This is a genomic window from Streptococcus sanguinis, from assembly GCF_003943655.1.
Taxonomy (GTDB): Bacteria; Bacillota; Bacilli; order Lactobacillales; family Streptococcaceae; genus Streptococcus; species Streptococcus sanguinis_F.
Genome location: NZ_RJMM01000003.1, coordinates 16,325 through 28,861 on the forward strand (window position 1 = coordinate 16,325; position 12,537 = coordinate 28,861).

General features: G+C 42.4%; 11 protein-coding genes. All 11 read right to left on the minus strand.

Going from position 1 to position 12,537, the window contains the following annotated elements; genetic code table 11:
• Nucleotides 1-4 precede the first annotated feature (4 nt).
• The 11 genes from argC to D8886_RS02330 all read right to left on the minus strand — a co-directional run bounded on the left by argC (nt 5) and on the right by D8886_RS02330 (nt 12,497).
• Nucleotides 5-1,027: an N-acetyl-gamma-glutamyl-phosphate reductase gene (argC, locus tag D8886_RS02280; protein ID WP_125434106.1), complete on the minus strand. Its 1,023-nt coding sequence runs from the start codon at nt 1,025-1,027 to the stop codon at nt 5-7.
• A 242-nt stretch (nt 1,028-1,269) separates the two neighbouring features.
• On the minus strand, nt 1,270-3,888 hold the full coding sequence (gene alaS / locus D8886_RS02285; RefSeq protein ID WP_125434107.1) for an alanine--tRNA ligase: 2,619 nt from the start codon (nt 3,886-3,888) through the stop codon (nt 1,270-1,272).
• A 39-nt stretch (nt 3,889-3,927) separates the two neighbouring features.
• Nucleotides 3,928-4,509, minus strand: coding sequence for an LURP-one-related/scramblase family protein (locus D8886_RS02290; protein WP_185761229.1), 582 nt, complete (start codon nt 4,507-4,509; stop codon nt 3,928-3,930).
• 140 nt (nt 4,510-4,649) lie between these two features.
• Complete coding sequence (gene prsA / locus D8886_RS02295; protein ID WP_125434109.1) at nt 4,650-5,657, minus strand: peptidylprolyl isomerase PrsA; 1,008 nt, start codon at nt 5,655-5,657, stop codon at nt 4,650-4,652.
• Nucleotides 5,658-5,770: 113 nt separating this feature from the next.
• Nucleotides 5,771-6,454 carry an O-methyltransferase gene (locus tag D8886_RS02300; protein WP_125434110.1) on the minus strand — a complete coding sequence of 228 codons (684 nt, stop codon included), beginning with the start codon at nt 6,452-6,454 and terminating at the stop codon, nt 5,771-5,773.
• Nucleotide 6,455: 1 nt separating this feature from the next.
• A complete protein-coding gene (gene pepF / locus D8886_RS02305) occupies nt 6,456-8,258 on the minus strand; it encodes an oligoendopeptidase F (RefSeq protein WP_125434111.1) in 1,803 nt (600 codons plus the stop codon).
• A 191-nt stretch (nt 8,259-8,449) separates the two neighbouring features.
• Entirely contained in the window at nt 8,450-8,836 is a 387-nt protein-coding gene (locus D8886_RS02310; protein WP_125434112.1) for a DUF1310 family protein, read from the minus strand.
• A 309-nt stretch (nt 8,837-9,145) separates the two neighbouring features.
• Entirely contained in the window at nt 9,146-9,529 is a 384-nt protein-coding gene (locus D8886_RS02315; RefSeq protein ID WP_125434113.1) for a DUF1310 family protein, read from the minus strand.
• A gap of 152 nt (nt 9,530-9,681) precedes the next feature.
• Nucleotides 9,682-10,089: a DUF1310 family protein gene (locus tag D8886_RS02320; protein WP_125434114.1), complete on the minus strand. Its 408-nt coding sequence runs from the start codon at nt 10,087-10,089 to the stop codon at nt 9,682-9,684.
• Nucleotides 10,090-10,259: 170 nt separating this feature from the next.
• A complete protein-coding gene (locus tag D8886_RS02325; RefSeq protein WP_049544019.1) occupies nt 10,260-11,210 on the minus strand; it encodes a competence protein CoiA in 951 nt (316 codons plus the stop codon).
• 117 nt (nt 11,211-11,327) lie between these two features.
• Complete coding sequence (locus D8886_RS02330) at nt 11,328-12,497, minus strand: MFS transporter (RefSeq protein WP_125434115.1); 1,170 nt, start codon at nt 12,495-12,497, stop codon at nt 11,328-11,330.
• Nucleotides 12,498-12,537: the final 40 nt, after the last annotated feature.

Here is a 12,537-nt window from a genome sequence, read left to right on the forward strand (position 1 = left end):
TCATCTAGACATAGGACGGTTGACTGAGCAGGCCATCTGTTTCAGGAAAACCCAGCATCAAATTCATATTTTGAATTGCCTGACCAGCAGCCCCTTTGATCAGGTTATCCAGCACAGCCACTACAGTTAAAATGTTTGTCACAGGATTATAGTCAAAACCAATATCTGTATAATTAGTACCGACAACCTGATGCAAATTCGGCAGAGCTACTTGGATACGGACAAAAGGCTTGTCCTGATAGCATTCCTGGTAAATAGCAGCCAGTTCTTCCCGAGTCAAAGGTTCTTTCAACTTGCTATAAACCGTCGCTACGATACCTCGATTGAGCGGAATGAGGGATGTTGAAAACTGAATCTGCTGCAATTCCTCATCAAAACGCTGCAACTGCTGCACAATCTCAGGAATATGCTGATGCTGATTCAGCTTGTAAGTCACATAGTTGTCGTGCACGTGAACAAAATGGCTGGATGCAGCTGGATTTTTCCCTGCCCCTGTCAAGCCACTCTTGGCATCAACAATAATGGAATCCAGCTCAATAGCCTGAGCCTGCAGCAAGGGAATCAAGGCCAACTCTGTAGCCGTCGCATAACAACCAGGATTGGCAATAAATCGCTTCCCTCTGACATCTGTAAACTCAGAAAGCCCATAAATAAACGCTTTTTGAACATAGTCTTCTGCTGGCTCTTTCTGATACCATTTTTTATAAATATTCCCTGGTAAACGATGATCACCAGAAAGGTCAATAACCGGAAATCCTGCTTCCACAAAATCTTTTGACAAATCTTTAGCCACTCCGCTTGACGTTGCAAAGAAAACAAGTTCTGCTCGTCGCATAATTTCCTGACTGTCAAAAGCTTCTATTTTCAAGTTGCAAATCCCCTTCAAATGAGGATAAAGCTCTGACACAGTAGCCTCCATATCTTGACTGGCATGAAGGGAAACGACTTCCGCCTGCGGATGCTGCAGTAAAATATGGAGGAGTTCCATTCCTGAGTAACCAGTAATTCCTACAATCGAAATACGCATATTTTTAAAACACCTCCGTATAAATATGCGTTTTATTTTACTCGCATATTTTCCTTTTGTCAAGCATTTTCTGTATTTTTATGCAATATTTTTGGAAATATCATTAATTATGTGAAAGAACATCCATAATTTCTCGCCTTAAAGCGTCTTATTTGCTTCTCATATAGATAAGTAAGCGACCTAAGAGCACAGAAAAAGATCTGCCCAAAGAGCAGACCTTTTCATCTATCTGTTATCTAATATTACAACTTCTCAGCAACTGCTGCTAGCAGGTCTGGAATAGCGGATTGCTTGCTGCCGCCGGCCATAGCCATGTCTGGCTTACCGCCCCCTCGACCATCTACAATCGGTGCCAATTCCTTAATCAGATTACCAGCATGGACCTCCTTGGTCTTGCTGGCTGCAAGGACATTGACCTTGTCTTCAATAGCTGCGACCAGTACAAGAACATCTGAATAGTCCTTCTGCTTCCAAGTGTCCGCAAAGGTACGCAGGGCACCTGCATCAGAAACAGAGACCTGACTAGCGATAAAGCTATGTCCATTTGCCTCTTGAACATTCTTGAAGACTTCACCAGAGGCCGCTGCTGCTGCCTTTTCCTTGAGCTCTGCATTCTCTTTTTGAAGTTGACGCAGCTGCTCTTGCAACGCTTCTACCTTGTGAGGCACTTCCTTGATTTGCGGTGCCTTGAGGGTCGCTGCAATAGCCTTAAGCGTCTCTTCTTCCTCACGGTAGGCTTCAAAAGCTTCCTTGCTGGTGACTGCCAAGATACGGCGAGTTCCAGATCCGATACCCTCTTCTTTGACAATCTTGAAAATACCGATTTCAGAAGTGTTGCCTACGTGGGTTCCTCCGCAAAGCTCGACAGAGTAGTCGCCGATGGTTACGACACGAACTTCTTTACCATATTTTTCACCAAAGAGCGCCATGGCACCCATTTCCTTAGCCGTGTCAATATCCGTCTCTACTGTCTCAATGGCAAGGGCTTCCCAGATTTTCTCATTGACTTCTTGCTCGATAGCGCGCAGCTCTTCTGCTGTCACTGCTTGGAAATGCGTAAAGTCAAAGCGCAGAAATTCTACTTCGTTCAGAGAGCCAGCCTGTGTTGCATGGTTACCAAGAACATTATGCAGGGCTGCATGTAAGAGGTGAGTTGCCGTGTGGTTTTTCATCACACGGAGGCGACGGCTGTGGTCAATTTCCAGTTTGTAGCTTTGACCCAGAGCTATAGGAGCCAAGACTTCTACAGTATGTAGCGGCTGACCATTTGGTGCTTTTTGTACGTCCCTTACTTGCGCTACTAGATTGCCTGCTCCATCAAAGATTTGACCGTGGTCGGCTACCTGACCACCCATTTCTGCGTAGAATGGCGTTTCCGCAAAGATAAGAGCAGCTTTACCTGTCTCAACTGACTCGACTGCTGCATCATCCGACACGATAGCAAGGAGTTCAGCTGTCAGCTCTTCTTTTTCGTAGTTAAAGACACTCTCTACTGTGATGGCCTGCAGGGTTTCATTTTGCATGCCCATTGAGCCTCCCTTGACGACAGAAGCACGCGCCCGATCCTGCTGCTCTTTCATAGCCGCTTCAAAGCCAGCACGGTCTACAGTCAAGCCTGCTTCTTCAGCGATTTCCTCAGTCAACTCCAGTGGGAAGCCGTAAGTATCGTAGAGTTTGAAGGCGTCTTGACCAGAGATGACTGTTTGACCTTTTTCTTTCAGGTCTGCTACGATTTCTTGGGCAAAGTGTTGACCAGAGTGCAGAGTACGAGCAAAAGATTCTTCCTCGCTCTTGATAATCTTTTCGATAAAGTCTTTCTTTTCAAGGACTTCTGGATAGTAGCTTTCCATAATCTTGCCCACAGTTGGAACCAGTTTGTACAGGAAAGTCCCTTCGATGCCCAGCTTTTGGCCATGCATAGAAGCACGGCGGAGAAGACGGCGAAGGACATAGCCACGGCCTTCATTTCCAGGAAGAGCCCCATCACCAATGGCAAAAGAGAGCGAGCGGATATGGTCTGCGATAACCTTGAAACTCATATTGTCGCCATCTTGGTCATAGACCTTGCCGGACAGTTTCTCTACTTCACGAATGATTGGCATAAAGAGGTCGGTCTCGAAGTTAGTCTTAGCCCCTTGGATAACAGCGACCAAACGCTCCAAACCTGCGCCCGTATCAATGTTCTTATGTGGCAATTCCTTGTACTCGCTACGCGGTACAGCAGGGTCAGCATTGAATTGTGACAAGACAATATTCCAGATTTCGATATAACGGTCATTTTCAATATCTTCTTCTAAGAGGCGCAATCCGATATTTTCTGGATCAAAAGCCTCACCTCGGTCAAAGAAAATCTCTGTATCTGGTCCAGAAGGTCCCGCACCAATTTCCCAGAAATTATCCTCAATCGGAATCAAATGACTAGGCTCAACGCCCATAGCAATCCAGCGGTTGTAAGAGTCCTTGTCAGCTGGATAGTAGGTCATGTAAAGCTTGTCTTTGGGAAAATCAAACCACTCAGGGCTAGTCAAAAGCTCGTAAGCCCACTCAATCGCTTCATCACGGAAATAATCGCCGATAGAGAAATTGCCCAGCATTTCAAACATGGTATGGTGGCGGGCAGTCTTTCCGACATTTTCAATATCGTTGGTCCGAATGGCCTTTTGAGCATTGGTAATCCGAGGATTTTCCGGAATGATGGTTCCGTCGAAATATTTCTTGAGGGTCGCAACACCAGAGTTAATCCAGAGCAAGGTTGGATCGTTGACCGGCACCAAACTGACAGATGGTTCTACTGCATGACCTTTAGTTGCCCAAAAATCCAGCCACATTTGACGAACCTGAGCACTTGACATTTGTTTCATTTATTTTTTCTCCTTACATTTTTTCTAAAAATAATTGCATTATGACGACGAACTTTCCAGCATTTCGACATAATCAATAGCGACACAGAGGGAAATCACCAAATCTGAATAAGTCTCCTCATAGACATTCACCTGATAAGTAGAGGTTAGATGGAAGAGCTCCTTGGTAATCTCTGCAACGACTTGATTGCTGTCATCCAGCAGACGAAAGTTTAAATCCCAGATGTTTCCTTCAACTCGTAGCCCCAAATTATCAAATTTATACTTATCACGCAAAATAGTGAATTTCTGACGGATATAAAAGCTATGCCCGCTGCTGAGTTTAATTTCAAACTGAGGCAGGAGGGTTAGAAGGGTTTTGGTAATCTGACTGACGATTTGACCCTGACTATCATAGATAGTAAAGGTCTTAGGAATCTGGAAGAAAGAGCCTTCCACTTGGTAATCCACATTTCCTCGATCGTCCTTGATATCAAAGCGTTCGCCGCCTAAGCGAAATTTCTGTTTGACAAGATAGGTTTTCATTATGTTACCTCCAGAGTCAACATAAAAGACAAGTTCCTTGTCCGAAGGGCGAAAAACCGCGGTACCACCTTCATTCAATGAACTTGTCATTCTCATTTCGTATTCTATTTTGCTAGATGAGTAGCATGATTCTCCGTCTCAGATGGCTCGCAGCACCGCCAATTCTCTGAACTAAGAACTTGAAAAATCAATTCTCACCAGTCTTATTATACTTGCTTATTGTCTTTTCGTCAACCTTATTCTGCAGCTGATGAAGAAGCTTCTTCTGAACTGCTTTCAGCTGCTGAGCTGGATTCAGAAGTCTTTGAGCTGCTGGCAGCACTTGATGAAGAAGTTGAAGAGCCTGTCGTTTCGATATACTGAGCAAAGACAGATTGGAAAGCACTGTCCTTAACCTTGATGTTGGCATCTTTCAGCTCTTTCGCCACAACGCTTTGGATGAAGCTAGTATCTTTTTCTTTTTGNGAAATGATAATCTTTTTCAGTTTATCTTTGTAGTCTTTCCAGTTAGAAGATTTCTCTGACTTCTTGACCAGCTTAACAATATAGTAGCTTGCTGAATACTGTGAATCTGGCACAGTCACAAGGTCTGAAACGCCATTTTCTTCCAAGGCAAAAGCAGCTTTTTTGACAGCATCTGGAACATCGGCAGAACCAGAGTCAAACTTGATTTCTCCGCCTTTTTCCTTAGTGGCAGCATCGGTAGAGTTTTCCTTAGCGATTTGACTGAAGTCTGCTCCTTCTGCTTTAGCTTTTTCAAGAACTTCCTTACCTTTGTCTTCGCTGGCAACCTTGATGATTTGAGCTGTTACTTCTGGCGTATAGTTTTCAAAGGCAGCCTTGTAGTTTTCGTCAGTCAGCTCTTTTTCAGCAGCCTTCTTAACGGCATACTCTACCAGCATATTGGTGCGGATTTGCTCCTTGTAGGCATCTTCGGTCAATCCGTTTTGAGCCAAGACTTGGGCAAAAGCTGTACCGTAAGCCGTTTTAGACTTTTCGAAAGCATCCTTAACATCCTTGTCTTTGACGTCTTTGCCGTATTTTTCTTCAAAGATGTCTTTGATAGCCATCTGCAGCAAGACCTGCTGAGCTGCACCATTGTTTTTCACTTGATCGTAGAATTCATTGACAGTAATCGTGTTTCCTTTCATGGTCACGATGTCCTTGCCTTCTGAGTTGGAACATGCTGCTAGTACAGCGACTGACAAGAGTGTCACAGCTCCTGCAAATATTTTTTTCTTCATTTTATATTAACTCCTTATTCTTAAAAGTTCACGTTTTCTATTGTAGCACAAATTTGAATTGATATCTTAAATTTTACTAAAAATTTTTGGAAATTAGGAAAAAATCATAGATGTCATTTTTGTCTAATCATAAGCAGGCCATCTCCTAAGGGAAGCAGACTGGAAGTTAAATCTGGACTGTCCAAAGTTGCATCAAACAGGCTGTGCAAGCCACGGTAAATAGCTCGTTGACCACGCTTAATGTCCTCAAAAGACTTGGCAACATCGCCGCCTTGGAAGACATCATCAATGAGGACTAGGCCACCAGGATTAAGGCGCTTGAGGACTTGGGGCAGAAAGACTACATACTTGGACTTGGCAGAGTCCATAAAGACAAGGTCGTAAGAATCCTCCAGTGTCTCAAGCAAATCCATTGCATCACCTTCCAGCAGGGTGATCTGCTGACGGCTGTCATACTTGGCAAAATTAGCCTTGGCCAGCTCAATCATCTCTGGATTGCGATCAATAGTCGTAATCTGGGCCTGAGGAGCATGTTCTGCCATCAAAAGGGCCGAAAATCCAATAGCCGTCCCAATTTCTAAAATCTTCTCTGGCTGGAGACTTTCGACTAGCAGGCGGAAGTAAGCCACTGTCTCATGAGGAATCACGGGCACATTTTCAGCTCTAGCAAAATTCTCCAGCTCCTTGAGTCCACCAGTGACCGGCTGGAGACGCTGTCTCATAAAGTCTACGACTTCTTCTTTGACCACCGGCCGACGCATATTGGGATTGGAGTTTTGATTATAAGTCTCGACCATCTTATACCAGTCCCAACTTCTCGACCAAGGCTTCGAATTCGTCCAGACGACGCTCAAAGACAGCAAAAGCAGCATTTAGGTAGTCTTCTTTCTCCATATCCACACCTGCTTTTTTGATGACATTGAGTGGATAGTCAGAGTTCCCAGCTTTGAGATAGTCTAGATACTTGTCCTTGTCTTCCTGACTGCCATGGACAATCTTTTCAGCCAAGGCAGAAGCCGCTGAAAATCCTGTCGAATATTGGAAAACATAGTAATCATAATAGAAATGCGGAATCCGTGCCCATTCATACTGAATCTGCGGATTGTCTTCCTTTTTCAAGCCATAGTATTTCTCGTTTAAGTCTGCATAGAGTGCATTGAGAAACTCGCTGGTCAAAACTTGTCCTTCTTGGTCAGCCTTATGAATTGCATGCTCAAACTCAGCAAACTGGGTTTGACGGAAGACCGTGCCTCGGAAACCATCCAAGAAGTGATTGAGGATAGCAAAGCGGGTAGCATCGTCTTCTACTTCTTCCAAGAGCTTCTCTGTCAAGATATTTTCATTGGTCGTCGAAGCAATCTCAGCTAGGAAGATAGAATAGTCTCCATAGACATAAGGCTGGGTCTCACGGGTGTAGCTGGAGTGCATACTGTGGCCTGTCTCGTGCACCAAGGTAAAGAGATTATCCAGCGTGTCCTGCCAGTTGAGCAACATAAAGGCATTGGTATCATAAGAACCGCCTGAATATGCTCCTGAGCGCTTGCCTTGATTTTCATAAACATCAATCCAGCGCTCTGAAAAAGCTGTCTTGACTCGGCTCAAATAATCCTCACCCAGAATAGCCAGAACTTCCTCAGACTTAGCCAAGGCTTCCTCATAAGTGAACTTGTAGTCTGTCTCTGACAAAGGTGTGTACATATCATACATCTTCAAGTCAGAAATGCCTAAAATCTTCGCTCGCAAAGCAATATAACGCTGCAAAAGAGGCAAATGCTTATTGACAGCTGAAACTAAGCTGTCATAAACACTTTCTGGAATAAAGTCAGATGACAAGGCCGCTTCACGTGCAGATGAAAACTTGCGGACTTTCGCATTGTAGTTGTGAACCTTGACATTGGTCTGCAGAGTTTTGGCATAGGTATGCTGATACTGCTCGTAGACGCTGTAAAGTGCCTCGTAAGCTTCCTTACGGACTTCTCGGTTCTTAGACTCGACCAAGGTGATATAGTTACCGTGGCTAAGCTGAACTTCATTTCCATCTTCGTCATGCACCATTGGAAAGACGATATCTGCATTATCCAAGATAGCAAAGGTTTCGCCAGCTGCCCCAAAGATTTCACCAGCACCAGCCAGTAGCTCCTCTTCACGCTGTGTTAAGATGTGGGCTTTCTTTTTCAAAAGCTTATCGAAATAATGCTGATACAGTTGTAAACCTGGCTGCTCAGCCAGGAAAGCTTGGTACTGCTCTTCTGTAATCGCCATAAATTCGGGCTCGTAGAAGGCAAAGCTTTGACCAAAATCGCTGTAAAGAGTCATGCCTTTAGCCTGATACTCTTGGTACTTAGCCACACGTGTATCCTGGTCATTCTTCATGTGAGCATAAGAATAAAGCTTTTCAATACGACGCATCAAGTCCAGCTGCACTTCAGTCGTTGTTAAGAGACTGTCCGCTGAATCCAGCAAATGCCCAGCCAGACCAGCTGCTTTCTTCACTTCTTCTGAAACCTGCGCCAACTCGGCTTCAAAGGCTTCGTCTGTTGGGAAAATGGTACTCAAATCCCAAGTATATTTTTCTTCAATTTCATTTCTTTGTTTTGCCATAAAAAAACCCTCCGACTCCCCTATTCTATCACAAAATTCCACTTTTTATAAAACTCAAGTACCAAAATCTCTTAGTAGCTATGCAGACTGACTTAGTTTATAAAAAAACTCTTTGAACCTAATTCCTGACCAAACAAAAATTAGATTCCAAAGAGTTCATTTTTTCTTATCGCTAAATGCTTTATCATATGTCATTCTCCCCTCAACTTCTTTGCCAGCTCACCAGAAATTACGTACCCTGTATGTTCTAGCTTCCCATCAGACTCTTCCATCAATGTTGTGGTAATTGTTAATTCTAGATCATCATTAATTATAAGTTCAACGATTAAGCCACCCATCGGATTATACTCTAATTTATCTTTATTTATTGAATATTCTTTTATAATCCCCTCCTCAGTCAATGCTTTAGAATCTTCCTGTCTCAGTAATTCTTCTATTGCTCTCCGCGATTTCTTCCCCTCCGCAATCTGAATCATTTCTTCTTTTTCTGATCGACTGTTTAGCATACTGCAACCTCCTAAAAACATAGCTGAACTGAGCGTGATGATACTCAGAAAAATGACAAAAACTTTCTTCATGATAGCTCCTTTCACTTCTCATCTTTGCTAAAGCGAGATGCCTTAACAAAAATGGGAAACTGGATTTAGATTCATGTTTTATATTATCATTGTTTTTTAAAAAGAACATGATAACACAATCATTGCTAGGAAGTTATGTAGAAAAAACTTATTCTTCATTGACTTGTACGTTTCGTAAATTTGGGAGATAGTGCCGATATAACCATTTTCACCTTTAATTGAGTTGTTTTCTCCCACTTTCAAAGGTCTATATTCCACCAGAGCTGCCTCTATATTTGTTAATCTGTGTAGTTTTTATTATTAGCCATATCATTCTCCAGTTAACAGACTTAATTCCTGGGAAACGCCATAACTGACTACTTCATAATTACCTGCTTCTTCTTCCTGAACAGTCATATTTATATATAGTTTTTCTTCCCTATTAATAATTATATAAACATTTAGTCCACCCATGGGATTATAATCTAACTTTTCCTTTTGAATTTCATAGGATTGAATCTTTCCTTCTGGTGTCAAAGCTTTAGAATCTAAACCTTTGAGAAAATTTTCCAAGGCTTTCTTCATCTTTTTACTTTCTGAAATCTGAATCATTTCTTCTTTTTCTGACCGACTGCTTGGCATACTGCAACCTCCTAGAAACGTGGCTGAACTAATCATAATGATAGTCAGAAATATTACAAAAACTTTCTTCATGGTGGCTCCTTTAACTTGTTATCTTTACTAAAGTTGATGCCTTAACGAAATGTGAAAATAGATTTAGATTAACGTTTTATATTAATTATTATACTATTTTTCCAAAGAACATAATAGCGCAATCATTGCTAGGAAGTTATGAAGAAAAAGTCTTATTCTTCATTGCTATTTACATTTTCTTCATCCAATAGTTCTGTAAGCTTCGGTGANCAAACAGTCCCATTTTTGTGAAATTTGCCATTTTCGTCCTCTGTAATAACATAGCCTAATGTTAGTTCTTTATCACCATTAATAATTAAATCAAACATTAATCCTCCCATTGGGTTCTGAGTCAGTGACTTCTTATCAATTTCATAACTTTTAATTTTCCCTTCAGGAGTTAATGCTTGAGGGTCAATCTTTTTCAGCCCTTCCTCAATGACACCCTTCATCTTTTTACTCTCTGCAATTTGAATCATTTCTTCTTTTTCTGACCGACTGTTTAGCATACTGCAACCTCCTAAAAGCATAGCTGAACTGAGCGTGATGATACTCAGAAAGATTACAAAAATTTTTTTCATAGTGGCTCCTTTCATTTCTCATCTTTGCTAAAGCTAGCTGAATTAGCACGATTTAGAATTTTTAACTATCTAACTTATTACTTTATTATATTATACAGGATTCTCAAATATTCTAAAACTGAAAGGATAACTAAAAGTTTATGGCTTCATCAATGGGAAACTAACGATACTTAGCAATTTTCTCTTGTCATCTCATAAAAAGCCGGTGAATAAACAATTTGCAGATTTTTTTGCTGGAGATTGGCGTAATAATTATCAAACTGCTGATAATAGCCAGTCAGGTCAGTAGTTATCTGACAGAAGGAGCCCGCCTGTATTGGTCGAACCTGTGGATAGAAATCCTCTGCAGTCTTAGTCAAGAGATTATCCCCATTCTGGTAGAGCTGGGCCTGCAGCCGCATCCATCGAGGCTGTTGGTAATAAAGCTGACGACGGATATAATTGCAGATGTGCGGATCTTGCTGGGCCAGAAAGCTGTTCATCTCCTGCTTTTGAAAGGGCAAACGCAAAATATCCAAAAGCTGACCGTGACCAAAGGGAAAGTTCTTAGTCTTGTGTTGGACTTTTCCATGCAGATCTTCGTGAATCAGGTATTTAAGACGCAGAACTTGCTTTTCTTGATCCAGCTCCCAAAGATGAAAGCCCATATTTTTACTAAAATAGAGAAAATCCTTCTGCAGGCGAGTTAGGGAATCCTTGAGCCAAAGTTTTCGCCCCAAAAGCCAGAGAACCTGATAGCCATGCTGGCGGTAAGAAAGCGTCCGTTCCTGCAGCCGTTCTATACTTAGGGGACTGCATTGGACTTCAAGCGCCAGTTTTTCATCAACCAGTAGATCAGCAATCTGCTGCAGAGCAGGCAAAAAAGCCTCCACCTCAACTTCTTCTGTCTGGACAGCCCAGCGAAAAAGCTCCGCCTTAAGGTTCAGGTGCTCAGCGCTCTCATTTTCCCTGTAAAAGTGGCACTGCTCTAACGAAACATGCGCAAAATGCGGCTGCATAACTTTCCCTTTTTTAAAACGGACTGCCCCTGAACAAGCCGGGCAGACGAAATCAGCCCCCTTCTCAATCTTCTCCTCCAGAGCATTACACAAAAGTCCCTTATGATTTCGCGCCACAAACATATCCCAGCCCCCTCTAAAAAATTCTCTCATTTACTAAAATATTCGCAAAAGAAAAGAGAAAAGATCTACACTGTCAAAAAAACGAGTCAAGAGAACATCTCTCCGACTCGTTTTTCATTATCCAAATAATTGATTTCCTTTTCGTTCTGGTAATTTCAGAAAGAGGGTCAGCAGGCAGACTAGACAGATAATAGCTGCTAGAAAAAGGTTCATTCCTTCGTAACCCCAACTGTCCAGAAAATGGCCGGCCAGATTTTGAATGAGAATGGTTCCTAGACTGCGGGCTGTCTGGACCAGAGCAATGGCAGTTACCAGATATTTTTCATCGACCAAGCTGGCTACGATTTTTAAAGTCACCATAATCAAAACCATGCCGGTCACGTGCTTGGAAAGGAGAGTCATCCCGATTTTCGAAATCAAACCTAGGTCCAAGGCATAAACGCTGTACTGGAGAAAGATGATTCCCAGACAGATATAAAGAAGCTTTTTCATCGAAATCTTGTCCATAAAGAGATAGGAATAAAAAATAAAAGGCGCTTCAACCAGAACTGATAAGGCAACGACAGTCGAAGCCATATCCACCTCTAAGCCACTATGCTGTAGCATGGCAGGGATATAGGTATGACCAGTATTCCCCACTCCAGAGTAAAGGGCGACCAAAAGTAGGTAAAAGAGGTAGGTTTTGTTGGTCAAGAACTTCCCCAGACCTGTCTGCTTGTGGGTATTTCTGCTTTCTAGGGCTGCTCGGTCGTGCTTGGGCTGGATTCCCAAAAGTCCTATGCTGCTGATAAGCGTCATGCCAATAAAGACTGGGAAAATAGCCTGCGGTGCGACTCTTTGATAAATCAATCCTGCTAGCTGAGAGCCTAAGGCATAGCCAATGGTTCCCCAAATCCGAATCTTGCCATAAGTATAAGGACTTTGGGCCGCAAGAACATCCATGACTGGATTGACCCCGTTAACCAACATGAGAACTAGGCTATACCAGACCAGTAACTGCCAAAGCTGAGTCGCTTTCATGAAAAATACAGCCCCAACCATCATAACTAGAAAGCTAAAAAGGAAGATCTTTTTAATTCCCAAAGCATCGCTGAGAACTCCAAAAATTGGCTGAGCCAACATGGAGGCAAAGAACGAAGACGACACTACTAGCGATACTTGAGCATTAGAATAGCCTAAGTCCTGCATATAGACTGATATCAGGGTCGAAAAAAGAGAGTAGGCTAAGAAGAAAAAATTAAAGAGTAAAAAATGAGCTAGATAGCTGTTGTGAAACTTTTTTCTCATGAAAATCTCCTTAAAACAGAAAGAAAACTCAGCAAAAGAA

Excerpts from the sequence above, each read along its gene's own strand:
- argC (WP_125434106.1), bottom strand. The coding sequence starts at position 1,027 with ATGCGTATTTCGATTGTAGGAATTACTGGTTACTCAGGAATGGAACTC.
- alaS (WP_125434107.1), bottom strand. The coding sequence starts at position 3,888 with ATGAAACAAATGTCAAGTGCTCAGGTTCGTCAAATGTGGCTGGATTTT.
- D8886_RS02290 (WP_185761229.1), bottom strand. The coding sequence starts at position 4,509 with ATGAGAATGACAAGTTCATTGAATGAAGGTGGTACCGCGGTTTTTCGC.
- D8886_RS02300 (WP_125434110.1), bottom strand. The coding sequence starts at position 6,454 with ATGGTCGAGACTTATAATCAAAACTCCAATCCCAATATGCGTCGGCCG.
- pepF (WP_125434111.1), bottom strand. The coding sequence starts at position 8,258 with ATGGCAAAACAAAGAAATGAAATTGAAGAAAAATATACTTGGGATTTG.
- D8886_RS02310 (WP_125434112.1), bottom strand. The coding sequence starts at position 8,836 with ATGAAGAAAGTTTTTGTCATTTTTCTGAGTATCATCACGCTCAGTTCA.
- D8886_RS02315 (WP_125434113.1), bottom strand. The coding sequence starts at position 9,529 with ATGAAGAAAGTTTTTGTAATATTTCTGACTATCATTATGATTAGTTCA.
- D8886_RS02325 (WP_049544019.1), bottom strand. The coding sequence starts at position 11,210 with ATGTTTGTGGCGCGAAATCATAAGGGACTTTTGTGTAATGCTCTGGAG.
- D8886_RS02330 (WP_125434115.1), bottom strand. The coding sequence starts at position 12,497 with ATGAGAAAAAAGTTTCACAACAGCTATCTAGCTCATTTTTTACTCTTT.